Annotated in this window: 20 protein-coding genes; 16 read left to right on the top strand and 4 right to left on the bottom strand. The window is 68.1% G+C overall.

All coding sequences use genetic code 11. The features are described 5' to 3' along the window. Nucleotides 1-15: 15 nt before the first annotated feature. Together DW298_RS09540 and def are read left to right on the top strand one after the other, a co-directional pair. Nucleotides 16-1,818 (top strand): MinD/ParA family protein, encoded by a 1,803-nt coding sequence (locus DW298_RS09540; protein WP_136042192.1) that lies wholly within the window; start codon nt 16-18, stop codon nt 1,816-1,818. Further along, the gene (def, locus tag DW298_RS09535) at nt 1,818-2,309 is read left to right on the top strand and encodes a peptide deformylase (protein ID WP_136042191.1); all 492 of its coding nucleotides are present in this window, start codon (nt 1,818-1,820) and stop codon (nt 2,307-2,309) included. The genes DW298_RS09540 and def overlap by 1 nt, the downstream gene beginning before the upstream one ends. A 91-nt stretch (nt 2,310-2,400) precedes the next feature. Here the strand turns inward: def and DW298_RS09530 are convergent, their stop codons facing one another. Next, nucleotides 2,401-4,233, bottom strand: coding sequence for an AMP-dependent synthetase/ligase (locus DW298_RS09530; RefSeq protein WP_136042190.1), 1,833 nt, complete (start codon nt 4,231-4,233; stop codon nt 2,401-2,403). A gap of 150 nt (nt 4,234-4,383) precedes the next feature. Between DW298_RS09530 and DW298_RS09525 the strand changes: the two genes are divergently transcribed. Both DW298_RS09525 and DW298_RS09520 read left to right on the top strand, forming a co-directional pair. After that, nucleotides 4,384-5,073, top strand: a complete 690-nt coding sequence (locus tag DW298_RS09525) for a lysophospholipid acyltransferase family protein (RefSeq protein WP_136042189.1) — start codon at nt 4,384-4,386, stop codon at nt 5,071-5,073. 48 nt (nt 5,074-5,121) lie between these two features. Beyond that, nucleotides 5,122-6,462 carry a 3-deoxy-7-phosphoheptulonate synthase class II gene (locus tag DW298_RS09520; RefSeq protein WP_136042188.1) on the top strand — a complete coding sequence of 447 codons (1,341 nt, stop codon included), beginning with the start codon at nt 5,122-5,124 and terminating at the stop codon, nt 6,460-6,462. A 59-nt stretch (nt 6,463-6,521) separates the two neighbouring features. Here DW298_RS09520 and pknB read toward each other — a convergent pair whose 3' ends face one another. Together pknB and DW298_RS09510 are read right to left on the bottom strand one after the other, a co-directional pair. Next, nucleotides 6,522-8,477, bottom strand: coding sequence for a Stk1 family PASTA domain-containing Ser/Thr kinase (gene pknB, locus DW298_RS09515; protein ID WP_136042187.1), 1,956 nt, complete (start codon nt 8,475-8,477; stop codon nt 6,522-6,524). 77 nt (nt 8,478-8,554) lie between these two features. Beyond that, nucleotides 8,555-9,742, bottom strand: coding sequence for a LysM peptidoglycan-binding domain-containing protein (locus tag DW298_RS09510; protein ID WP_240745087.1), 1,188 nt, complete (start codon nt 9,740-9,742; stop codon nt 8,555-8,557). Between the two features lie 130 nt (nt 9,743-9,872). On the opposite strand from DW298_RS09510, the gene DW298_RS09505 reads away from it, so the two are divergent. After that, complete coding sequence (locus DW298_RS09505; protein ID WP_342589085.1) at nt 9,873-10,232, top strand: Rv2175c family DNA-binding protein; 360 nt, start codon at nt 9,873-9,875, stop codon at nt 10,230-10,232. Between the two features lie 12 nt (nt 10,233-10,244). On the opposite strand, the gene DW298_RS09500 is transcribed toward DW298_RS09505, so the two are convergent. Beyond that, nucleotides 10,245-11,333, bottom strand: coding sequence for a polyprenyl synthetase family protein (locus DW298_RS09500; protein ID WP_240745086.1), 1,089 nt, complete (start codon nt 11,331-11,333; stop codon nt 10,245-10,247). Nucleotides 11,334-11,430: 97 nt separating this feature from the next. On the opposite strand from DW298_RS09500, the gene DW298_RS09495 reads away from it, so the two are divergent. The 11 genes from DW298_RS09495 to murC all read left to right on the top strand — a co-directional run bounded on the left by DW298_RS09495 (nt 11,431) and on the right by murC (nt 23,640). Continuing rightward, nucleotides 11,431-11,805: a DUF3040 domain-containing protein gene (locus DW298_RS09495; RefSeq protein WP_136042184.1), complete on the top strand. Its 375-nt coding sequence runs from the start codon at nt 11,431-11,433 to the stop codon at nt 11,803-11,805. Nucleotides 11,806-12,047: 242 nt separating this feature from the next. Next, nucleotides 12,048-12,479, top strand: coding sequence for a division/cell wall cluster transcriptional repressor MraZ (mraZ, locus tag DW298_RS09490; RefSeq protein WP_056418591.1), 432 nt, complete (start codon nt 12,048-12,050; stop codon nt 12,477-12,479). A gap of 102 nt (nt 12,480-12,581) precedes the next feature. Continuing rightward, nucleotides 12,582-13,520: a 16S rRNA (cytosine(1402)-N(4))-methyltransferase RsmH gene (gene rsmH, locus DW298_RS09485; RefSeq protein ID WP_136042183.1), complete on the top strand. Its 939-nt coding sequence runs from the start codon at nt 12,582-12,584 to the stop codon at nt 13,518-13,520. Next, complete coding sequence (locus tag DW298_RS09480) at nt 13,517-14,077, top strand: hypothetical protein (protein ID WP_136042182.1); 561 nt, start codon at nt 13,517-13,519, stop codon at nt 14,075-14,077. The genes rsmH and DW298_RS09480 overlap by 4 nt, the downstream gene beginning before the upstream one ends. A gap of 25 nt (nt 14,078-14,102) precedes the next feature. Beyond that, nucleotides 14,103-15,872: a penicillin-binding protein 2 gene (locus DW298_RS09475; RefSeq protein ID WP_136042181.1), complete on the top strand. Its 1,770-nt coding sequence runs from the start codon at nt 14,103-14,105 to the stop codon at nt 15,870-15,872. 27 nt (nt 15,873-15,899) lie between these two features. Continuing rightward, complete coding sequence (gene murF, locus DW298_RS09470; RefSeq protein ID WP_136042180.1) at nt 15,900-17,312, top strand: UDP-N-acetylmuramoyl-tripeptide--D-alanyl-D-alanine ligase; 1,413 nt, start codon at nt 15,900-15,902, stop codon at nt 17,310-17,312. Then, nucleotides 17,309-18,415, top strand: coding sequence for a phospho-N-acetylmuramoyl-pentapeptide-transferase (mraY, locus tag DW298_RS09465; protein WP_136042179.1), 1,107 nt, complete (start codon nt 17,309-17,311; stop codon nt 18,413-18,415). Before murF ends, mraY begins: the two co-directional genes overlap by 4 nt. Beyond that, nucleotides 18,405-19,940, top strand: a complete 1,536-nt coding sequence (gene murD / locus DW298_RS09460; RefSeq protein ID WP_136042178.1) for a UDP-N-acetylmuramoyl-L-alanine--D-glutamate ligase — start codon at nt 18,405-18,407, stop codon at nt 19,938-19,940. Before mraY ends, murD begins: the two co-directional genes overlap by 11 nt. Continuing rightward, nucleotides 19,909-21,126, top strand: a complete 1,218-nt coding sequence (gene ftsW / locus DW298_RS09455) for a putative lipid II flippase FtsW (RefSeq protein WP_136042177.1) — start codon at nt 19,909-19,911, stop codon at nt 21,124-21,126. The genes murD and ftsW overlap by 32 nt, the downstream gene beginning before the upstream one ends. Beyond that, nucleotides 21,123-22,199, top strand: a complete 1,077-nt coding sequence (locus DW298_RS09450) for a UDP-N-acetylglucosamine--N-acetylmuramyl-(pentapeptide) pyrophosphoryl-undecaprenol N-acetylglucosamine transferase (protein WP_136042176.1) — start codon at nt 21,123-21,125, stop codon at nt 22,197-22,199. The genes ftsW and DW298_RS09450 overlap by 4 nt, the downstream gene beginning before the upstream one ends. A 40-nt stretch (nt 22,200-22,239) precedes the next feature. Continuing rightward, nucleotides 22,240-23,640 (top strand): UDP-N-acetylmuramate--L-alanine ligase, encoded by a 1,401-nt coding sequence (murC, locus tag DW298_RS09445; protein WP_136042175.1) that lies wholly within the window; start codon nt 22,240-22,242, stop codon nt 23,638-23,640.

The raw sequence follows: 23,640 nt of genomic DNA, 5'->3' as shown, positions 1-23,640 counted from the left end.
GCTGGGAGCGAGATCGTGACACCGAAGAACACTGCTGACCCCGAGGAGAACCCGCTGGGGATGCTGGATGAGGCCGCGTCGCTCGACACGGCCGGCATCGGCATCCTCGGCGGGACCGCGCAGGTCAGCGTGACGTTGCCCAAGGACGAGGACGACGACCTCACCGACGACGGGGTCGTCGAGGGCGAGATCGTCGGCGATCTCGTGATCGACCCACCCGTCGCCGCACAGTCCGAGGCACACCCTGCACCCACCGTCAAGCCGTTGGCACCGGGGGAGTCCTCCCCGCACAAGACCGCTGCTCCGATGGAGCGCGCGACCGCTGCGAAGAAGCCGAAGAAGGAGAAGGCAGCGGGCGCGATCCCGGCCCCGAAGAAGGCCGCGACCGAAGATCTCGTGCGCTCGGCGCCGGTGGTCGAGGAGCCCGAGCCCGAGGTTGAGGAGCCCGAAGTCGAGGTCGTCGAGCCGTCGGGCGTCCATGCCACCGCGATCGACGACGCCCCGGTGTCTTCCCCTCCGCTCGTCCATCCGCGGTCGGAGAACATCATCGATGCCGTGATCATCGAAGAGCCCGACGCCACCGCGCAGGTCGATACGCCGGACGACGTCGGCGATCGGTCCGAAGAGGCGGCTACCGCCGAGCGCTTCCTCGCCAGAGCGAAGGCCGACATCGCATCGGCGCCTGCTGCATCGGCGCCCGCTGCACCGAAGGTCGCTGCACCGACGCCCGCGCGAGCGTCCGTCCAGAAGGAGAACAGATCCGTGTCCACTCCCGATGACCAGAAGTCCGTCGCGTCTCAGCCCGTGCGCTCCGCGCCGCGAGTCGACGTCACGCTCACATCCAAGCGCCTGGATGATCTGGGCGACTCCTCGAGGGAATCGGCCGACCTCCTGACCGCAGACCGGCTGCTCGACCCCCACCGGGTCTCGAAGCCCGAGCCGGAGGGAGCGTGGAGCCACTTCCTCTACGCCGTCTCGGGGCGGCGCATCAACATCGGCGACGGCCGTCGTGCACGTGAGCGCAAGGCGTTGTCGGCGAGGATCGCCGCTCCGCTCGCCGGCGGCGCGCGGTTCGTCCCCGTGCTTTCGCGCAAGGGCGGCGTCGGCAAGACGACGATCACCGCCCTGCTCGGCATGGCCCTGGCCGACGCCCGTGAGGATCGGGTGATCGCCGTCGACGCCAACCCCGATCGGGGCACGCTGGCGGAGCGCATCGTGCGCCCGCACCACAGCAAGTCCGTGCGCGATCTGGTCCGGATCCACGACGACGTCAAGGGATATCACGACATCTCGGCCATCGTCGCGAGGGATGCGACACGACTCGACGTGCTCGCCTCCGACTCCGACCCGCGCATCGCCGAAGCCTTCAGCGACAGCGACTATCGCGATGTCGCCGACGTCGCCGCGCACTACTACTCCCTGGTCCTGACGGACACCGGGACCGGCATCGTCCACTCGGTGATGTCGGCCACCCTCGATCTCGCCGATCAGATCGTCATCGTCTCGGGACTCAGCGTCGACGAGGCGCGGCTGGCCTCCGAGACCCTCACCTGGCTCGAGACCAACGGCTACGCGGAGCAGGCGCGCGATGCGATCGTGGTCCTCAACCAGTCGACACCGGGAACCCCGCTGGTGCGACTGAATGAACTGCAGGCGCATTTCGCCACCCGCGCGCGAAGCGTCGTCCGCGTTCCCTATGACCCGCAGATCGCCGGCGGAGGGACGATCGTGTTCGCGAACCTGCTCCCGGAGACCCGGATCGCCGCCCGAGAGTTGGCGGCACTGCTGGTCGAGGGCCTACGGGCGAAGGCCGCCTGATGTCGGTGCGTGAGATCCGTATCTTCGGCGACCCGGTTCTGCGCAGCGTCTGCGCACCCATCGAGGAGATCGACGACGGTGTGCGGGCCCTCGTGGCCGACCTCGTCGACACCGTCGAGCTCCCCGGGCGTGCCGGCGTCGCCGCGCCGCAGATCGGTGTCGCGCTCCGTGCCTTCAGCTACAACATCGACGGCGATATCGGATACGTGCTCAACCCCGTCCTCACCGAGGTGCGCGGCGAGCCGCAGCCGACGGGGGAGGGATGCCTCTCGGTGCCTGGCCTCTGGCACGACGCCCAGCGCTACCCGTGGGCGCGGGTCGAGGGCATCGACCTCGACGGCGAACCGGTGGTGCTCGAGGGGGAGGGTCTGCTCGCCCAGGCGTTGCAGCACGAGACCGATCACCTCGACGGCAAGCTCTTCCTGACGCGCCTCGATCCGGAGACACGCAAGGTCGCCATGCGCGAGGTGCGCGAGAGCGCCTGGTTCTGACCGCCGAACCACCCTCTTGCAAACGAACCGGCCCCCTGCGCACGCGCACAGGGGGCCGGTTCGTACATGAAGGGGTGGTTGGGGGCGAGCGTCAGCCGCCGATCGCCACGTTGGTCGTCGCCACGGGCTCGTCGTAGATCGCGGCGATCTCGTCGGCGAAGTCGTTCATGATGATGTTGCGCTTGATCGAGAGCTTCGGCGTCAGGTGACCGGATGCCTCCGTCCACTCCGAGTCGAGGATCGTGAACTTCCGGATCGACTCGGCGCGCGAGACATGGGCGTTCGCGATGTCCACCGCGCGCTGCACCTCGGAGCGGACAGCGGTGTTCTTCGACGCATCCGCGAGCGACATCTTGGCGTCGAGGCCGTTGTTCGCGAGCCAGGTCGGGAGCATCTCGGGGTCGAGGGTGACGAGCGCCGAGATGAAGGGACGCTGGTCGCCCACGACGACGACCTGTCCGATGATCGGGTTGGCGCGGATCGGGTCCTCGAGCGCTGCGGGAGCGACGTTCTTGCCGCCGGCCGTGACGATGATCTCCTTCTTCCGACCGGTGATCGTCAGGAAGCCCTCGGAGTCGAAGCTGCCGATGTCGCCGGTGTGGAACCAGCCGCCCTCGCTGAAGGCCTCGGCTGTCGCCTCGGGGTTGTTCCAGTACTCCTTGAACACGTTGATGCCGCGGACCTCGATCTCGCCGTCGTCGGCGAGACGGACGCCGACGCCGGGGAGAGCAGGTCCGACGGTCCCGATCTTCGACTTGTCCGCCAGATTCACCGTCGCCGGTGCGGTCGTCTCGGTGAGACCGTATCCCTCGAGGATGACCACGCCGAGGCTGTGGAAGAAGTGTCCGAGGCGGGAGCCCAGGGGAGCGGAGCCCGAGACGGCGTACACCACGTTGCCGCCCATCGCCTCGCGGAGCTTGCTGTAGACGAGCTTGTTGAAGAGGGCGAACTTGAGCTTCATCCCGAAGGGGATCTTCTTGCCCGCCTCGAGCAGCTTCGAGTGCTCGATGGCGACGTCGGCGGCGGCGCGGAAGATCTTGCCCTTGCCTCCGGCCTCGGCCTTCTGCTCGGCCGAGTTGTAGACCTTCTCGAACACGCGGGGCACGGCGAGGAGGAAGGTCGGCTTGAACGACCCGAGAGCCGGCAGGAGCTGACGCGTGTCGGGCTGATGCCCGGTGCGGACGCCGGCGTGGATGTCGAGGATCGAGATGAACCGAGCGAACACGTGCGCCGTGGTGATGAAGAGGAGCGTCGAGGCGCCCGGCGTCTGCACGACGGCGTCGAGCGCTTTGGCGGAGTTGCGGGACAGCTCGACGAAGTTGCTGTGCGTGAGGACGCACCCCTTCGGCCGACCGGTGGAGCCGGAGGTGTAGATGAGTGTCGCGATGTCGGAACCGACGGCGAGGGTGCGGCGTCGTTCGATCTCTGCGTCGCTCACCGACGCGCCCTGAGCGGTCAGGGTGTCGATGGCCCCGAGGTGCAGCTGCCAGACCTCGCGGATCAGCGGCAGGTCTCCGCGGACCTCATCGACGCGGGCGAAGTGCTCCGGGGATTCCACGATCAGAGCGATCGCCCCGGAGTCCTCGAGGATCCACTGGATCTGCGACGGCGAGCTGGTCTCGTAGATCGGCACCATCACCGCGCCGGCATAGAAGAGCGCGAAGTCCACGAGCGTCCACTCGTACGTCGTGCGCGCGAGGAAGCCGATCTTCTCGCCGGGCTGGATGCCGGCCGCGGCGAAACCCTTCGCCAGTGCGACCACGGCGGTCTGGAAGTCGGCGGCCGAGATGTCGCGCCACCCGTCACCGTCGGGCACGGAGAAGAGCGCACGATCCGGAGTGGCTTCGACACGCTTCACCAGCAGGTCGGCGACGTTCGCGTCGGGATCGGCGGGGACGATCGCGGGGACTTCAAACTGGACCACGGCAGCTCCTTCGGTACCGGTCGGGCACGGGTGTCCTTCGAGTGTAGGGCATGGAATCCGGTCGCGCCCGAGGTGAGACTCAGTCGCTTCCAAGGTCGAGAACGCGAGAACTCCGGGGTGCGGCTCGCGGCGGCGCTAGACTTCACCTCGATGTTCTACTGGCTGATGAAGTACGTCGTTATCGGCCCCGTGGTCAAGGGTGTCTTCCGCCCCTGGATCGTGGGGCGGAACAACGTGCCCGCGAACGGTGCGGCGATCCTCGCGAGCAACCACCTCTCCTTTGCCGATTCCATCTTCCTGCCGCTGGTGATCGACCGTCCGATGTCCTTCCTGGCGAAGAGCGACTACTTCACCGGGCGCGGCCTCAAAGGGTGGGCGACGAAGTTCTTCATGAAGGCCACCGGTCAGATCCCGATCGACCGTTCCGGTGGCAAGGCCTCCGAGGCGTCCCTCAACACGGGGCTGCAGGTCCTCGGCGGCGGCGACCTGCTCGGCATCTACCCCGAGGGCACGCGCAGTCCCGACGGCAAGCTGTACCGCGGCCGCACGGGGATCGCACGGATGGCGCTGGAGGCGAAGGTTCCGGTCGTACCGGTGATCATGGTCGACACCGATACGGCGATGCCGATCGGCAGGCGCCTGCCGCGCATCGTCCGCGTCGGCATCGTGATCGGGGAGCCCCTCGACTTCTCCCGGTACGCCGGTATGGAGAACGACCGCTACATCCTCCGATCCGTCACCGACGAGATCATGGTGGCCCTGCAGCGGCTCGGCGAACAGACCTACGAAGACGTCTACGCGTCGACGGTCAAGGACCGCCTCCCGACCCGCGTCACATAGCCCCCCGCGCGCGTCTGGGCGGTACGCGCGACCACTAGGCTGGAACGCATGCTCCCGCACCACATCGAAGCCCTTGATGCATGGCGCTCGCTTCCCATCAAGCAGCAGCCGCAGTGGCCTGACGCGGACCGCGTCGCCGACGTCTCCCGTCAGATCGCGGGTCTCCCGCCGCTGGTGTTCGCGGGTGAGGTCGACAACCTCCGCGACCGTCTCGCTCGTGCGGCCTCCGGCCAGGCCTTCCTGCTGCAAGGCGGAGACTGCGCCGAGACCTTCGCCGGGGCGACCGCCGAGCAGATCCGCAACCGCATCAAGACGGTGCTGCAGATGGCCGTGGTGCTGACGTACGGCGCCTCGATGCCGATCGTGAAGATGGGTCGCATGGCCGGCCAGTTCGCGAAGCCGCGCTCGAGCGACTCGGAGACCCGAGGAGACGTAACGTTGCCGGCCTACCGCGGTGACATCGTGAACGGCTACGACTTCACCGAGGGCTCTCGCACGGCGGACCCTGGTCGCCTGCTGCAGGGGTACCACACGGCCGCGTCCACGCTGAACCTGATCCGCGCGTTCACTCAGGGCGGTTTCGCCGACCTTCGTGAGGTGCACTCGTGGAACAAGGGCTTCGCGCAGAACCCGGCCAACCAGCGCTACGAGCGCATGGCCGCCGAGATCGACCGCGCGATCAAGTTCATGGAGGCGGCAGGCGCCGACTTCGACGAGCTCAAGCGGGTGGAGTTCTTCACCGGGCACGAGGGCCTTCTGATGGACTACGAGCGCCCGATGACGCGCATCGACTCCCGCACGGACACCCCGTACAACACCTCCGCGCACTTCCTCTGGATCGGCGAGCGCACGCGTGAGCTCGATGGCGCGCACGTCGACTACTTCTCCAAGATCCGCAACCCGATCGGCGTGAAGCTCGGTCCGACCACGTCGCCCGAGACCGCTCTGGCGCTGATCGACAAGCTCGACCCCGAGCGCGAGCCGGGTCGACTCACCTTCATCACGCGGATGGGCGCGGGCAAGATCCGCGACGCTCTGCCGCCGCTGCTCGAGGCCGTCCGCGACTCCGGTGCGCAGCCGCTGTGGGTCACCGACCCGATGCACGGCAACGGCATCACCACGCCGACCGGCTACAAGACGCGTCGCTTCGACGACGTGGTCGACGAGGTGCGCGGGTTCTTCGAGGCGCACCGCGCTGTGGGAACCTTCCCCGGCGGCATCCACGTCGAGCTCACCGGTGACGACGTCACGGAGTGCCTCGGCGGATCCGAGCAGATCGACGAGGCAGCCCTCGCGACGCGCTACGAGAGCCTGTGCGACCCCCGCCTGAACCACATGCAGTCGCTGGAGCTGGCGTTCCTCGTGGCCGAGGAGCTCGAGAAGCGCTGACGCTCGATACGAAGAGGGGGCCGGAATCGTCTTCCGGTCCCCTCTTCGTCTATCCGGCCTCAGCCGGAGAAGCTCATCGTGAGCGTGATGGTCGTCCCTTTGCGCTGGGCATCGGTCGGACTGTACGACTCGACCTTCGTGTTCTCGTTGGCGAAGAGATCCCACACCGAGTCCGGGAGCCCCGTGCCGCTCGTGTAGGACCACTTGAAGCCTGCCTCGTTCAGCGCACCCGTCGCCTCGTCGCGGGTCATTCCGGACACATCCGGCACGTCGAACAGCGGGGGACCCTGGGAGATGATGAGCTGCACGGTCTCGCCCGGGCGCCAGGCGCCTTCCGACGGCCGGTCGGCGATCCCGATGACCCGGTCCTTCCCGATGTTGTCGCTGGTCTGGTAGAGGCTCTCCGGATTGACCTTCAGCCCCTTGCCCGTGAGAGCGTCGGTCGCCTGGGCGACGCTCAGGTCGCTGACATCGGGAACAGGGCCTCGGGACACCTGGATCGTCGCGGTGTCGGTCTCGTGGACCGTGCAGCCCTCGGCGCAGCCGAACGCGTCTCCGCCGTCGCGCGGCGTGATGCGGACGTTGATGACCTTGCCGTCGTCGAGGTCGCCGAAGTACTCCTCGTCCTCCGTGAGTTCGAGGTTGGCGGCTTGCAGCGCCGCGCGGACGTCGTCCACTGCCACCCCGGCGACCGCATCGATGTCGTGCGCCGCGGGACCGGATGACACGACGACCGTGACGGTGGTCCCCTTGTCGAGGCGTGCGCCTTCTTCGGGATCGGTCTCGATCACCGCCCCGGCCTCGACCTCGACGGACGACGCGTCCTTCTGCGTCGGAACGAACCCCGCGTCGACCAGGAGCGCTGCGGCCTCGTCGTAGGTCTTTCCCGCGACACCCGGCACGGCGATGAGCGAGCCGGGCCCGGACCCGAACCACCAGCCCACGCCGCCGGCGAGCACCGCCAGCAGCAGCACCAGTGTCAGCAGGAACGCCCCGCGGGCTCGCCGTTTCGATGCTCGTCGTCGAAGGAGCGTCGCGTTGTCGATCTCGGCGGGGACAGGAGCGGTCGGGTCTGCGATGACCATCGTCCCCGGCATCACCTTGGTGAGGTCGCCGGAGTCGCCATGGCTGTGCTGCGGAGCGGTCGCTCTCGCCGCTGTCGGGGTGACGCCGAGTTCGCGCTCGATCTCGCGCAGACGTTCGAGCATCTGCTGGGCGTCGTCCGGGCGCTCGTCGGGAGACTTCTCGGTGGCCCAGAGCACGAGTTCGTCGAGCTGTTCCGGCACGGCGGGGTTTCGCACGCTCGGACGCGGCACCGACTCGGTGGCGTGCTGGAACGCGATCTGCATGGGCTGCTCGCCCTTGTACGGCTGCTCGCCGACGAGCATCTCGTAGAGCATGATCCCGAGGGCGTAGATGTCGCTGCGGGCGTCGGCGGTCCCGCGGGTCACGAGCTCCGGGGCGAGGTAGGCGATGGTCCCGAGCAACTGCTGCCCGGTCGCCGTGTTCGCCGTGGTCGCTCTGGCGAGACCGAAGTCGCCGATCTTGATGCGGCCGTCCTCCGCGAGGAGCACGTTCTCCGGCTTGACGTCGCGATGCACGATGCCGGCGCGGTGTGCTGCCGAGAGACCGGCGAGGATCGCGTCCATGATCGTGATCGTCTGCGGGATGGTGAGGCGCTTCTGCTCGCGCAGGAGCTCGCGCAGTGTGATGCCGGGCAGATACTCCATCACGAGGTAGGCGAGTTCGCCGTCCTGCCCCTGATCGAACACGTTGACGACGTGCGGATCCGCCAGGCGGGCGGCGGCTCGGGCCTCCTGGATGAAGCGGCTCTGGAAAGCCGAGTCGTCGCTGAGATGCGCGTGCATGACCTTGAGCGCGATCCGCCGTTCGAGGCGGAGGTCAGTGGCGACGTAGACCGTGGCCATCCCTCCGCGCGCGATCCGGGCGCGCACGCGGTACCGACCGTCGACAAGCCGCCCGATGAGGGGGTCGGCCTGCTGATTGGTCGTCACGTCAGAATTCTATTGAGAACTGCCTGAAAGACAGGGGAGCGGCTCACCTCTCGACCCTGCGGATTTTATGGAAGTGGTCAGCCGTGGAGGGCGAGCCAGCTGTAGGCCTGCGTCTCCCACTGGCCGTACTTGTCCGGATAGGCCGAGATCTGCACGGCCTGCGCGGCGGAGGTGAAAGGCATGCTCTCCCATCCGGCGACGTCGAGCAGGCCGCGCGTGACATGTCCGTTGGGGTCGGTCCGACCGCCGTAGAAGACGCGGGTGCTGCGGTCGGCGTCCATGATCTGCGCCGGCGTTCCCCACCCGGTGCTCGGACGCTGCTGGAAGATGCCGAGGGAATCGCGGTCGCCCCAGTCGAGATTGCGGAGTCCTGATTCCACCATGCCGGTCGCGAGCGCGATGGCGATCGCCCGATCGGAGACCCCGAGTTCGCGGCCGACGCGGATGATGAGGGCCGCGTTCGCTGCCTGCTCGCCGTCGAGGGTCGCCGACCGCTGTCCGCCCGTGGTTGCTGCGGCTGTCGCCGGTGCGGGAGTCGGAGCCGCACGGACGGCGAGCTTCTGACCGGGGTAGATGATCGAGGTCGGCCCCAGTCCGTTCAGGGCGAAGACCGCCTGCGTCGTGGTGCCGTACTTCTGGGCGATGCTGAAGACGGTGTCGCCAGCGACGACGGTGTGGGCCGCGGCGGCTGCAGTCGCAGGAGCGGGAGCGGGCGCGGCGGCCGGCGCGGCGGCGGGCGCAGCGGATCCGGCGACCACCAGGCTCTGGCCGGGGTAGATCACCGATGCGCGTGTGAGCCCGTTCGCGGCCAGAACCGCGTCGACGGTGGTTCCGTACTTCTGTGCGATGGCGTACACGGTGTCACCCGCGACCACCTTGTGTGCGGCGGCGGTCGGCGCGGGAGCAGCGGCAGGGGTGGCCGCGGGCGCCGCAGCGGCCGTCCGCAGCGTGAGGGTCTGACCCGGGTAGATCACCGAGCGCCAGGAGAGATGGTTCCAGGTCAGCACATCGACGGTGCGGAGCCCGAATCTCGACGCGATGGATGAGACCGTGTCGCCCGGGCGCACGACATAGCTCGCCGGCACCGCCTGGGCGGGCACCACCCGTACGGGTGTGCTGCGCTGACGTTCGACCGGGGTGAGATCGGTGGCCGCTGCGGCATCGGCCGGCGCCGCGGAGAGAGTGGCGGCGAGAGCGCCGAGAACGGCGGCAGGCACTCCGAGTTGCAGGTTTCGCGTTCGACGCGTGGCGGTCTTGGTTCTCAAGGCGGGCCCCCTTTTCGAGCACTTCACGCTGACACGGATGTAAACGGAAGTCAACAGAAGTGACGCAAGTGACAGATGTGACTGGAGGGGTGACATGCGACGCCCGTGCAGAGATGAGATAGTTGGCAACGTGTCTGAGAACGTTGCTGGAACCCCTGCCGCCGCTGACGTCGCGTGGCTGACGATGCCCGAGCTCGTCGAGGTGCTCGACGAGCCCCTCGGTCGTGTCCGCCGCCTGATCGACGACCACTATCTGGTCGGATCGCGTCGCAGCGGCGTCTTCGCGGTTCCTGCGGTGTTCATCGTCGATGGGCATCCGCTCAGCTCGCTGCGGGGAACGATCATCGTGCTCCAGGATGCCGGCTTCACCGACGATGAGCTCATCGACTGGCTCCTCGCGGAGGAGGAGACCCTCGGCCGATCGCCGATCGATGCGCTGCTGGCCGGCCACAAGAGCGCGGTCCGGCGACTCGCGCGCACCCTCGCCTGAGGCGAGCCGACGTCAGGCTGAGCGCACGGTGGCGGCTCGCGCGAGCTCGCGCAGATCGCCGACCGCGGCGTTGTCGAGCCGTGCGCCGGATAGGGCCCGGTCTGCTTCGCGAGCGTATTCGGCGATCATCGCCTCCACCTTGTCCAGTGCACCGGAGTCGGCGATGGTGGCCTGCAGGAACGACACCTGCTGCGCCGTCAGGTCCGGGTCGCCGAGCATCTCGTCCAGGAGGTTCCTCGCCGATGCGTCCAGAGTCTGCCGGGTGAGTGCGACGAGAACGGTGCGCTTGCCTTCACGGAGATCATCCCCGGCGGGTTTCCCCGTGACGGAGGCATCGCCGAAGACGCCGAGCACGTCGTCGCGGAGCTGGAACGCCATGCCGACCGGGTGGCCGAAGCGACGCAGCGCCGCCGTCTGATCCGCGTGGGCGCCGGCGAGGGCGGCGCCCAGGACCAGCGGCTGCTCGATGCTGTAACGGGCGGATTTGAGCGACGCGACGCGCAACGCCCTCTCGGCATGGAGTCGACCGTCATTGACGCTCCAGGCCGACTCCTCGGCGATATCGAGGAACTGGCCGGTGGTCACATCCCGTCGCATCCGCGCGTACTCGGAGCGCACTGCCCGAGCGTGGAGCTGCGCGTCCAGCGCGGACTCGAGCAGGTCATCGCTCCACGCGACGAGGAGGTCTCCGAGGAGGATCGCCGAGGCGCGCCCGAAGGCCTCGCCGTCTCCCGACCAGCCGGCGGACCGATGCGCCGCCTCGAGCGCGCGATGGGCGGCAGGCCGCCCGCGGCGTGTATCCGAGTTGTCGATCAAGTCGTCGTGCACGAGGGCGGCCGACTGGAAGATCTCGAGTGCGGTGCAGACGTCCCACAGGGCGTCGGTCTCGTTCGCATCGCGGTCGTCGAAGCGGGCGACGGCGCGCCATCCGGCATGGCAGAACCGGGCGCGAAGGCGCTTCCCTCCTTCGAGCGTGCCGGCAGCGGCATCAAGGAAAGAGGCGGCATCCGGTCCGTACTCCGAGGATTCCTCGCGCATCCGGGTGAGGAATCGGTCGAGGCGCGCGGCGACCGCACCGGGGACGGGGGAGGAAGACGGCACGACTCCCAGCATACGTAAAGCATGGGGACATCGAACTGCTAGCCCCGGAAGCCCGGGCGCGCGTAGAATGGAACGCACGATACCCGAGGGGGACGAAATGCCACTCTCCGAACAGGAGCAGCGTCTGCTCGACGAGATGGAACGCCATCTCCTTCACAACGATGCCGACGTCGTCAGCGCGCCGTCCGGCGACCGTGCACTGAGCTACCGAAATCTGGTCTACGGTGCTCTCCTTCTGCTCGCCGGAGTCGGCGGCCTCGTGGCCGGTGTCATCCTCGGCGGAGTGTGGGGCATCGTGGTCGGTGTGATCGGATTCGCGGCGATGCTCGCCGGCGTCATGATCGCCGTCATGCCCGTGCGCCGATCGACTCCCGCAGAGCCTCGTGAACGCACCGCCTCGAAGCGTCAGGATTCCGCCTCGTTCATGGATCGGATGAACGACCGCTGGGATCGGCGCCAGGACGGTCACTGACCCCCCAGATCTTTCACGACAGAAGCCCGGATGCTGAGCATCCGGGCTTCTGTCGTTAACGCGACCCCTCGCTGATCCTCCACTGGCGCTCCACCTTCCTCCACCGCGGAATTCCGCGGTTCTCTGGCGCGCCCGAATTGTCCTCGCCCCTGATTCTGCGGATTGGTCGTAGGTAAGTGGAGGAAAGTGGAGTAAAGTGGGGCGCACCTCGAGTTGGCCGGACGGAGAGGGGGTGATGGCCGATGTTGCTGGGTACGCACTCACCGAAGCTGGACGACAAAGGACGGGTCATCCTTCCTGCGAAATTCCGCGAGGACCTCGGCGGCGGCATCGTCGTCACGCGTGGCCAGGAGCGTTGCCTCTACGTGTTCAGCACGGCCGAATTCGAGACGATGCACGAGCGGATCCGCCAGGCCCCGCTCGCCAACAAGCAGGCGCGTGACTTCATGCGACTGTTCCTCTCCGGTGCGAGCGCGGAGATGCCCGACAGCCAGAACCGCATCACCATCCCCGCGCATCTGCGTCAGTACGCAGGACTGCAGAAGGAGCTCATCGTCACCGGAGTCGGCGCCCACGCCGAGATCTGGGATGCCGAGAGCTGGAACGCCTACCTCGCCGCCGGCGAGGAGACCTACTCCGACCTCGAGCAGGAGGTGATTCCGGGACTCTTCTGACCACGGCTGTGATGCCCCGCCGCTCCCGCCCCGACACACTTCCCCGGTGCCGGGTCGAGAAGCGGAGGGGGATCAGAGCCGAAGGTCACCCCGAGAAAGATCATGAACCTCCGAGACATTCACACCCCCGTACTGCTCGACCGCTGCGTCGAGCTGCTCGCTCCTGCCCTCCAGGCGGACGGAGCGGTGCTCGTCGATGCCACGCTCGGCATGGGCGGCCACTCGGAGGCGCTGCTCGAGCGCTTCCCGAACATTCGTCTCGTCGGGCTCGACCGCGACACCGACGCCCTGCGCATCGCGGGGGAGCGGCTCGCCCGCTTCAAGGACCGCGTCACGCTCGTGCACACGGTGTACGACGAGATCGGCCTGCACGCCCAGGGCGCGGCGGGCATCCTCTTCGATCTCGGGGTCTCCTCGCTGCAGCTGGATGAGGCCGAGCGCGGGTTCGCGTATTCGAAGGATGCACCGCTCGACATGCGGATGGATCAGACCAAGGGCGTCACGGCGGCCGACGTGATCGCCACGTACAGCGAGGGCAATCTGCGGCGCATCTTCGAGCGGTACGGCGAGGAGAAGCTCGCCGGTCGTTACGCGCGCTTCATCATCGACGCCCGGCAGAAGCAGCCGATCACCCGCTCCGGCCAGCTGGTCGAGATCCTGATCGCCGCGACTCCGGCTGCTGCTCAGCGCGCCGGGCATCCGGCCAAGCGCGTGTTCCAGGCCCTGCGCATCGAGGTGAACACGGAGCTCAACGTGCTCGCCGACGCGATCCCGTCCGCGATGGACGCGCTCGGTGTCGGCGGACGCATCGTGGTGATGTCGTACCAGTCGCTCGAGGACCGCCTGGTCAAGCAGGCGTTCGCCGCTGCCGCAGCTTCGACGGCTCCGGCAGGGCTCCCTGTCGAGCTTCCCGAGCATGCGCCGAAGTTCCGCATCCTCACCAAGGGGGCGGAACTCGCCTCCGACGAAGAACGCGCGCGCAATCCGCGTGCGATCCCGGTGCGTCTTCGCGCCGCCGAGAAGCTGCGGGAGAGCGCATGAGCCTGAACGCCGTCGTCCGCAAACCGGTCCAGCCGGTCGCCCCGGCACGTGAGCCGCAGCGGAGGCTTCAACCGGTCACCCAGCCTGCCATCCGACGCAAACCCAAGCTCGCGTACGCACTGGTCGCCCTGGGCGGTGCCCTGGCCATCGGCGCGGTCCAGGTCGCGCTGTCGCTCGCGATCACGCAGGACTCCTTCACGCTCGCCGGCCTCACATCCCAGCAGCGTGAACTGAATCTGCAGACCCACGCGCTCCAGGAGGAGCTCACCGGGCTGAGCTCACCCCAGGTGCTCGCCAACAGCGCGGCGGGGCTCGGGATGGTGGTGGCGGGATCGCCGTCGTACCTGCGCCTCAGCGATGGAACGGTGTTCGGCACCGGCGCGGGCGCGGACTGGACTTCCACCGTCAACCCCGGAGGCGCGGGTGCGGTGAGCAACTCGCTCATCGTCAAGCCCACGCCGACGAAGACGGCGACCGATGCAGGAGCGACGGGCCAGACCACTCAGGACCTGCCGCCGGCGATCACCGACGGACTCCCGAGCCCCACGACACGCTGAACACACACGATCGACGGAGAAAGCCATGACGACACGAGCCACCCGCGGACCGCGGCGACGCACCGTCGTCGCCCTCGCCGTCATCCTGTCCGTGCTGGCGGCCTTCGTGGTGCGCCTCGTCGACATCCAGGTCGTGAGCGCTGACGAGCACGTCGCGCAGTCGCTCACCAAGATCGGCGTGGGGGACACGATCTCCGGACAGCGCGGCTCGGTCGTCGATGCCGGTGGCACCGTCCTCGCATCGAGCGTCATGGTGTACGACGCGCAACTCAGCCCGCTCGTCATCACGCAGTTCGAGGAGAAGGATCCGAAGGTGCCCTGGGCGGAGGCGTCCGAGAAGATCGCGGCCATCACCGGGCAGACGGGCGACGAGGTGCGCGCGCTCGTCGCCGACGCACTCGCGAAGGATTCGCAGAGTCAGTACGCGCCGCTGAAGAAATCCCTCACCACCGAGCAGTACATCGAGCTGCGCGACCTGAAGCTCGCCTACCTCCACATGGAGGCGAGAGAGACCCGCGTCTACCCGAACGGCGCGGTCGCCGGCAACGTCCTCGGCTTCCTCGACGGCTCGGGGACCGCCCAGGCCGGTGTCGAGCAGCTGGGCGAGGAGTGCCTTGCGCCGATCGATGGCGAGGAGTCGTACCGCCGAGGCGCGAACGGCGTGGTGATCCCGGGCAGCGAGCGCACGGTGGAGGCCGTCGACGGCGGTTCGGTGCAGCTCACCATCAACAGTGATCTGCAGTGGTATCTGCAGCAGATGGTCGGCGAAGAGGCGCGGAAGCAGGGTGCCAAGGGCGGCACCGTCACCGTCGTCGAGGTGAAGACCGGGAAGATCCGTGCGGCGGCCGAGTGGCCGTCCCTGGACCCCAACGACCTCGACTCCTCGACGCCGGAGACGCGATACAGCCAGATCTTCCACAGGGATTTCGAGCCGGGGTCGACCTTCAAGGCGATCACCGCCGCCGCCGCCATCGAGGGTGCCGGGCTCACGCCCCTGAGCACGGTCACGGCGTCGTCGCGGGAGACATTCCCCAACGGCGCGGTCATCAACGACGCGTTCAACCACCCGGCGTACAACTACACCCTCGCCGGCGGGCTCATCGACTCGTCGAACGTCGCGCTGTCGAAGTTCGGCACCATGGTGAGTCCCGAGGTGCGCTACGACTACCTGGAGCGGTTCGGGGTCGGGCACAAGACGATCGACTTCCCCTCCGAGGTCGGGGGCACGCTGCACCCGGTCAGCGAATGGGACAGCCAGTCGCTCTACACGACGACGTTCGGCCAGTACTACACGGTCACAGCCGCGCAGCTCGCCGGCGCGTACCAGGCGATCGCCAACGGCGGTGAGAAGATCGACCTCTCGCTGGTCGAGTCGTGCACGAAGGCGGACGGCAGCGTCGCCTCGCCCGACAAGCCGAAGCACGAGCAGATCATCGAGAAGCAGACCGCGTCCGAGATCACGCGCATGCTCGAGAACGTCGCCGTTCAGGGTGGTAACGCCGAGCGGATCCAGGTCCCCGGCTACCGTGTGACGAGCAAGACCGGTACCGCTCAGGTCGCAGACCCCGTCAACGGCGGCTACAAGAACGGCGTGTACTACACCAGCATGGTCGGCTTCGCGCCGGTGGACGATCCCCAGTACGTCGTCGTGGTCACCCTCGACGAGCCGACTAAGGTTGTATCGTCCGCGGCCACCGCATCCGCCTTCCAGAAGGCGATGACGCAGGTGATGAAAACGTATCGCGTGATGCCGTCCTCTGTCCCGATGGACGAGCTCCTTCCCAAGTTCGGATAGTCGGCGAGAGCCGCGCATGGAGATGAAATGATCGCCCTGACGCTCGCTGAGATCACCGCCGCAATCGGCGGTGATCTGCGCGTGGCCGGAGAAGACACCGACGAGACCGTCGTCGACGGCCTCGTCGACACGGACTCGCGGACGATGGTCCCCGGCTCGATCTTCGTGGCCAAGCCCGGCGCGGAGACCGACGGACACCAATTCGTGGGGTCCGCGGTCGCTGCCGGCGCCGTGCTGGCCATCGTGGAGCACCCGGTCGAAGTGCCGGTCAGCCAGATCGTCGTCGCCGACGCCGTCGCTGCGCTGGGGGAGCTGGCAAGAGAGGTCGTGGCGCGCGTGCGTGCCGGAGGCTCCCTCCGCATCATCGGCATCACCGGATCCAACGGAAAGACCACGACGAAGAACTTCCTGGCGCGCATCCTCGAGGACGAGGGCGAGACGGTCGCGCCGGTCAAGTCGTTCAACAACGAGGTCGGGGCCCCGGTCACGATGCTCCGCGTCACGGAGAACACGAGGTTCCTGGTGAGCGAGTTCGGGGCAGCGGCACCCGGCAGCATCGCGCACCTCGCCGGTCTCGTCGAGCCGGATGTCGTCGTCGTGCTCATGGTCGGCATGGCTCATGCGGGAGGATTCGGCGGGATCGAAGCCACCGCGAAGGCCAAGGCAGAGCTCGTCGAAGCGGCTCGGGTTCCCGGTACCGCCGTCCTCAACATCGACGACAACAGGGTCGCCGCGATGCGGGAGCTCGCCGAAACGCGTGGTCTGCAGGTCGTCGGCTTCGGGCAGGGGCCCAGTGCCGATGTCCGTGCGCACGACATCGCCGTCTCCGCCTCCGGCACGTCCTGCACCGTCGAGGTCGGCGGAGACCGCCTGGCGCTGCGCCTGCGCGTCCTCGGAGCGCATCACGTGTCCAATGCACTGGCGGCCATCGCCGCAGCCGTCGTCGTCGGCGTCACGCCCGCAGATGCGGTCGCGCGACTCGAGACGGTGGAGATCGCCGAGCGGTGGCGCATGCAGCCGCTGGGCAGCGACCGGGTGCGGATCATCAACGACGCGTACAACGCCAGCCCCGACTCGATGGCCGCGGCCTTGCGGACTCTCGCGCAGATCACCGGCCCCGATGAGCGCACCGTCGCCGTTCTCGGCGCGATGACCGAGCTCGGCGAGAGCGCGGGAGAGGAGCACGACCGGATCGGTCTGCTCGCGGTGCGGCTCAACATCCAACGCATCGTCGTGGTCGGGCCCGAGGCGCGGCGGCTCTACCTCGCCGCCGTCGGCGAGGGTTCCTGGGACAGTGAGGCCATCCACCTGCCTGATCAGGACGCCGCCTTCGAGTATCTCCGCACCGAGCTCCGCGACGGTGATCGAGTCCTCGTGAAGTCATCCAATTCCGTGGGCCTCCGGCATCTCGGCGATCGTCTGGGAGAATTGTTCTCGTGAGGTCACTCATCATGTCGGCGGCGATCTCGCTCGCCTTCACCCTGTTCCTGACTCCCGTCTTCCTCCGGCTCTTCCGGAAGTGGGGCTGGGGGCAGGTCATCCGCACCCCCGAGTCGGTCCACAACCCGAGTCACGAGGCGAAGCGCGGCACCCCCACCATGGGTGGCGTCATCTTCATCGTCGGATCCATCGTCGGATATTTCACCGGCGTCTTGGTCAGCGGAGGGGTCCCGGCGCTCTCTGCGCTGCTGGTGATCTGGCTGATGGTCGGTTTCGGCGCCGTCGGATTCATCGACGACTACATGAAGGTGCGCAGCCAGCGCAGTCTCGGGCTGTCGGGGTGGCGCAAGGTGATCGGCCAGCTGCTGGTCATCATCCCGTTCGGCATCGTCGCTCTGAACTTCCCGAACAGATGGGGGCAGATGCCGGCGAGCCCTGCGATCTCGCTGTTTCGTGACATCACCTGGCTCAACCTCTTCGCCTTCGGCGTCGTGCTCGGCTGGATCCTCTACCTCGTGTGGATCTCGATCATCGGCGTCGCGACCTCGAACAGCGTGAACCTCACCGACGGTCTCGACGGACTCGCGGCCGGAGCCGGCGTCATCGTCGTCGGCGCTTACAGCGTGATCGCATTCTGGCAGTTCAAGCAGCCCTGCATCGGCGGCGATCCCGATGCCCTCGGCGGATGCTATGAGGTGCGCGACCCGTTCAATCTGGCCATCATCGCCGCATCGGTCGCCGCCAGCCTCATCGGATTCCTGTGGTGGAACGCGCCCAAGGCGAAGGTCTTCATGGGCGATGTCGGCTCGATGGCGATCGGCGGCGTCATCACCGCGATGGCGATCCTGACCCGCACAGAGCTCCTCCTGCTGGTGATCGCCGGCGTCTTCGTCCTGTCCTCCGGCTCTGTCATCCTGCAGCGCGCATACTTCAAGATCACGCGAGGAAAGCGCCTGTTCCTGATGAGCCCCTTCCATCACCACCTCGAGATGCGCGGCTGGTCCGAGGTCACGATCGTGGTCCGCATGTGGATCATCGCCGGGCTCCTCGCGGTCTCCGCCGTCGGCCTCTTCTACGTCGAATGGCTCACCCGTGTCGACTGATCGCCTCAGCAGCCTCACCAGCTGGAACGCCGATTGGCGCGATCTCCGCGTCGCTGTCCTCGGGCTGTCGATGACGGGCTTCTCGGTTGCCGACACCCTCGCGGAGCTCGGTGCGCAGGTGCTCGTGCTCAGCGAGTCCGCGGAGGAGGAATATGCGCGTCTGCTCCCGGTGATCGGTGCCGGCCTCGAACTCGGCTCCCTCGCCGAGGTGCCGGCCGCGCTGGTGGACTTCGCCCCCGAGGTGGTCATCGCCTCGCCCGGGTTCTCGCCGTCGCACCCGGTGATCCGCTGGGCGCAGGAGTCGGGAATCGCGATCTGGGGCGATGTCGAGCTGGCCTGGCGTGTCCGCGACAAGGTGGTCCGCGCCGACGGAACGCCGGCCGATTGGGTACTCATCACCGGGACCAACGGCAAGACGACCACCACCCAGCTCACGGCGTCGCTGCTGGTCGAAGGCGGTCTCCGGGCAGCGCCCTGCGGCAACATCGGCGTGCCCGTCCTCGATGCGGTGCGGGATCCTGCCGGCTTCGACGTGCTCGTCGTCGAGCTCTCCAGCCACCAGCTCTGGTACCTCGGCCAGTCGCGGCCAGAGGGTGAGCTGTTCCCGCACGCGGCCGTGTGCCTCAACCTCGCCGACGACCATCTCGTGTGGCACGGCAGCGCTCAGGCGTATCGGGATGCGAAGGCCGTGGTCTACCGCAACACCCGCGTCGCCTGCGTCTACAACAAGGCAGATGATGCGACCCGGCTCATGGTCGAAGAAGCCGAGGTCGTCGAAGGTGCCCGCGCGATCGGGTTCGATCTGGGCATCCCAGGTCCGAGCGACCTCGGCATCGTGGAGGGACTCGTCGTCGACCGGGCGTTCCTCGACGACCGCGCGCGCAGCGCGCTCGAGCTCACGACCATCGCGGCACTGGACGAGGTCGGACTCGCGGCTCCGCACATCGTGCAGAACATCCTTGCCGCCAGCGCCCTGGCGCGTTCGCTGAGAGTCGAACCGGAGGCCATCCACTCCGCCCTGCAGTCGTTCCGCCTCGATGCGCATCGCATCCAGGTCATCGCGCGGCATGCGGGCATCACCTGGGTCGACGACTCCAAGGCCACCAATCCGCATGCCGCCGCGTCATCGCTGCGTGCCTACCCCGGTGCGGTGTGGGTCGTCGGGGGAGACTTGAAGGGCGTCGACATCGCCGACCTCGTCGCCGATGTCGGTGCGACTGCTCGCGCTGCGGTCGTGATCGGGGTCGAGAGGACCTCCGTCGTCGCGGCATTCCGGCGACACGCGCCGTCGGTACCGGTGTTCGAGGTCGATGCTGGCGAGACTGGACAGGTCATGAACCGTGTCGTGGAGATCGCGTCGGGGATCGTCGACGGCGAGGGCACAGTCCTGCTGGCCCCGGCGGCGGCATCGTTCGATCAGTTCTCGAGCTATGCGGATCGAGGGCACCGTTTCGCCGAGGCGGTGCGTGACTGGATAGACCGGGGGAGCGCCGATGACGCAGGTGTCCCGCCCTCCGCGCTCTGAGTCCGGCGGACTCGCCGCCCGGGTGTCGCTCGGCCGCCGGTTCACGCCGGTGTCGACCGAGTTCCTCCTCATCGCGTCGACCGCTCTGCTGCTGACCCTCTTCGGCCTGGTGATGGTGCTCTCCGCGACGAGTGCGACCGCAGTCGCCAGCGGCGCCGATCCGATGGGCGGGGTCCTCCGCCAAGGGGTGTTCGCGCTCCTCGGCGTCCCGCTGATGTTCCTGATCAGCCGTCTGCCCGTCGCATTCCTCAAGAAGATGGCGTGGCCGGCCCTCTTCGGCGCCGTCGCCCTTCAGCTCCTGGTGTTCACGCCGCTCGGGATCGAAGACGGCGGCAACCGGAACTGGATCGACATCGCCGGCTTCACGCTGCAGCCGTCAGAGTTCCTCAAGCTCGCGCTGGCGCTCTGGATCGCCGCGGTGCTGCTGCGCAAGCAGGCGATGCTCGGCACCTGGCACCACGTCTTCATCCCCGTGATCCCGGTCGGCGCGCTCGCGATCGGCACCGTGCTCGCCGGCAAGGACCTCGGCACCGCGATGGTGCTGGTGCTCATCCTGCTCGGCTGTCTCTTCTTCTCGGGCGTCAAGCTCCGGCTCTTCATCATCCCGGTGGTGATCGGCATCGTCGCCGTCCTCGCGTATGCGCTGTCGAGCCAGGACCGGATGCGGCGCATCACGGCGACCTGCGACAACATGGCGCTGTACGAGAGCGACTGCTACCAGTCCATCCACGGCATCTGGGGCATGGCATCGGGTGGGATCTTCGGGCTCGGGCTCGGCAACTCTCAGGAGAAGTACGGCTGGCTGCCCGCTGCCGGCAACGACTTCATCTTCGCGATCGTCGGGGAGGAGCTCGGGCTGATCGGCTGCATCGTGGTCCTGGCCCTGTTCACGTTCTTCACCGTCGGCGCCTTCCACGTGATCCGCAAGACGCCGGATCCGTTCATCCGCGTCGCCGCCGGTGGCATCACCGTGTGGATCGTCGGTCAGGCCGTGCTCAACATCGGCGTCGTGATCGGTGTGTTCCCGGTGATGGGAGTCCCGCTCCCGTTCATGTCTCAGGGGGGTACGGCGCTGCTCGCCGTGCTGATCGCGTGCGGGGTGCTGCTCGCCTTCGCGCGCACCATTCCCGTCGTCGAGAAGCCGGTCGAGAAGCCATCAGCCGGGCGGGGTAGGGTCACCAGGTGACCTCGTACCTCCTCGCCGGCGGTGGCACCGCCGGCCATGTCAATCCCCTGCTCGCCGTCGCCGACGCGCTCCGTGAACGCGACGCCGATGCCACCGTGCTCGTGCTCGGGACCGCCGAGGGACTGGAGTCCCGGCTGGTGCCCGCTCGAGGCTACGAACTGCTCGTCGTCGACAAGGTCCCGTTCCCGCGTCGTCCGAACCGCCAGGCCGCGGCCTTCCCCGTGCGCTTCCGCCGCGCGATCGCTCAGGTGCGCGCGCATATCCGACGCCACCGCGTCGAGGTCGTCGTCGGATTCGGCGGTTACGCGTCCGCACCCGCCTACGTGGCTGCGCGGCGAGAGGGTGTGCCGTTCGTGGTGCACGAGGCCAATGCCAAGCCCGGTCTCGCGAATGTGCTCGGGGCTCGTCGCGCCGCCGCCGTGGGCGTCGCCTTCGAGGGCACGCCGCTCCGGGGCAGCGAGACGGTCGGGATGCCGCTGCGGCAGGAGGTCATCGCGCTCGATCGTGAGGCGACGCGTGCGGAGGCAGCGGAGTACTTCGGCCTCGACGCCGATCGTCCGGTCCTGCTCGCGTTCGGCGGATCGCTCGGTGCCCAGCGCCTCAACGAGGCTCTCGCGGATTCCTGGCGCGATATCCTCGCGGCCGGGTGGCAGCTGCTGCACGTGACGGGCGAGCGCAGCGATCTCGCCGATCCTGGCGTGGAGGGGTACGCACTGCGTCGCTATGTCGACCGCATGGACCTGGCCTTCGCGCTGGCGGACCTGATCGTGTCGCGGTCCGGATCGGCGACGGTCAGCGAGATCAGCGCCTTGGGCATCCCCGCGCTCTACGTGCCTTACTCGGTCGGCAACGGCGAGCAGCGCCTGAACGCAGCGTCGGCGGTGGCCGCAGGTGCCGCCGAGCTCCTCGACGACGCGACCTTCGACGGCGATGCGGTGCGTCGGATCGTCGTGCCGCTGCTGGGAGACAGGGACAGGCTCGACCGGATGGCTGCAGCCGCCGAGACGGCCGGAACGCGCAACGGCACCGAGAACGTGATCAGGCTGATCGACCGCGCACTGGACGCGGTCTGACACGGCCGAGAACAGCCAAGAAAAGTAGACTGAAGCGGACATGATCAGACCCGACCTCTCCCTCCCCATTCCCGAGACGATCACCGCCGCCCACTTCATCGGCATCGGCGGTTCCGGCATGAGCGGCCTCGCGAAGATGTTCCTCGATGCGGGCATCCGCGTCTCCGGCAGCGACCGGGCGGACAGTGACAACCTGCGTGCCCTGGCAGCCGCCGGGGCGACCGTGCACGTCGGCCACGACGCCGCACACCTCGGTGATGCCGACACCGTCGTGCACACCGGGGCGATCTGGCCCGAGAACCCCGAGTTCGTGACGGCCAAGGCTCGCGGTCTCCATGTGATCCACCGGTCGCAGGCGCTGCACTGGCTGATCGGCTCCCGACGACTGGTCTCGGTCGCGGGGGCGCACGGGAAGACCACCTCGACGGGAATGATCGTCACGGCACTGCGCGAGCTCGGTGCCGACCCGCACTTCGTCAACGGTGGCGTCATCGAGCAGCTCGACACCTCGAGCGCCACGGGCACGGGCGACCTGTTCGTGGTCGAGGCCGACGAGTCCGACGGCACGTTCCTGCTCTACGACACCGCGGTGGCGCTCATCACCAATGTCGACCCCGACCACCTCGACCACTACGGCTCGGAGGGGGCGTTCCACGACGCGTTCGTGCGGTTCGCCGACGCCGCGACCGAAGCCGTCGTCATCTCGAGCGACGATGCCGGAGCGCTCCGCGTCGGCGCCGGGATCACCCACCCGAACGTGCTGACGTTCGGCCAGGCGGAAACCGCCGACGTGCGTGTCAGCGACATCGTCGCGGCCGGACCGGTCGCCGCGACCATCAGCCAAGGGGACGAGCAGGTGCGCATGCAGCTCGCGGTCCCCGGCGTGCACAACGCGATCAACGCGGCGGGGGTCGTCGCGGTGCTCAGGGCACTCGGATACGCGCTCGTCGACGCCGTGCGCGCCGTCGAGGGCTTCGCCGGCACCGTGCGCCGGCTGGAGCAGCACGGTATCGAGCGGGGCGTCACGGTGTACGACGACTACTCGCACCATCCCACCGAGGTGCGGGCGGCACTCGAGGCCATGCGCAGCATCGCGGGGTCAGGGCGGATCATCGCGATCCAGCAGCCGCACACGTACTCCCGCACGCAGCACATGTATCAGGAGTTCGCCGACGTCCTGGAGGAATTCGCGGACCATACGGTGATGCTCGATGTCTACGGCGCTCGGGAAGACCCGGTGCCCGGCGTCACGGGGGAGCTGGTGAGCACCGCGTTCCGCGACCCGTCCCATGTGCACTACGTCGCCGACTGGCAGCAGGCGGCCGACTACACCGCCACGGTCGCCCGTGACGGCGACTTCGTCGTGACCCTCGGCTGCGGCAACGTCTACCAGATCATCCCGCAGGTACTCGAGTCGTTGCGCCAGACCGACGAGGCATAG

Source organism: Microbacterium sp. A20 (genome assembly GCF_004794515.1).
Lineage (GTDB): Bacteria > Actinomycetota > Actinomycetes > Actinomycetales > Microbacteriaceae > Microbacterium.
Note: the sequence above shows the minus strand (reverse complement) of the source record. Positions and strands in the feature narration are given on the sequence as shown.

What these genes read in the sequence shown, in the direction of transcription:
- def (WP_136042191.1), top strand. Translation starts at nt 1,818, where the DNA reads ATGTCGGTGCGTGAGATCCGTATCTTCGGCGACCCGGTTCTGCGCAGC.
- DW298_RS09525 (WP_136042189.1), top strand. Translation starts at nt 4,384, where the DNA reads ATGTTCTACTGGCTGATGAAGTACGTCGTTATCGGCCCCGTGGTCAAG.
- DW298_RS09520 (WP_136042188.1), top strand. Translation starts at nt 5,122, where the DNA reads ATGCTCCCGCACCACATCGAAGCCCTTGATGCATGGCGCTCGCTTCCC.
- DW298_RS09495 (WP_136042184.1), top strand. Translation starts at nt 11,431, where the DNA reads ATGCCACTCTCCGAACAGGAGCAGCGTCTGCTCGACGAGATGGAACGC.
- mraZ (WP_056418591.1), top strand. Translation starts at nt 12,048, where the DNA reads ATGTTGCTGGGTACGCACTCACCGAAGCTGGACGACAAAGGACGGGTC.
- rsmH (WP_136042183.1), top strand. Translation starts at nt 12,582, where the DNA reads ATGAACCTCCGAGACATTCACACCCCCGTACTGCTCGACCGCTGCGTC.
- DW298_RS09480 (WP_136042182.1), top strand. Translation starts at nt 13,517, where the DNA reads ATGAGCCTGAACGCCGTCGTCCGCAAACCGGTCCAGCCGGTCGCCCCG.
- DW298_RS09475 (WP_136042181.1), top strand. Translation starts at nt 14,103, where the DNA reads ATGACGACACGAGCCACCCGCGGACCGCGGCGACGCACCGTCGTCGCC.
- murF (WP_136042180.1), top strand. Translation starts at nt 15,900, where the DNA reads ATGATCGCCCTGACGCTCGCTGAGATCACCGCCGCAATCGGCGGTGAT.
- ftsW (WP_136042177.1), top strand. Translation starts at nt 19,909, where the DNA reads ATGACGCAGGTGTCCCGCCCTCCGCGCTCTGAGTCCGGCGGACTCGCC.
- murC (WP_136042175.1), top strand. Translation starts at nt 22,240, where the DNA reads ATGATCAGACCCGACCTCTCCCTCCCCATTCCCGAGACGATCACCGCC.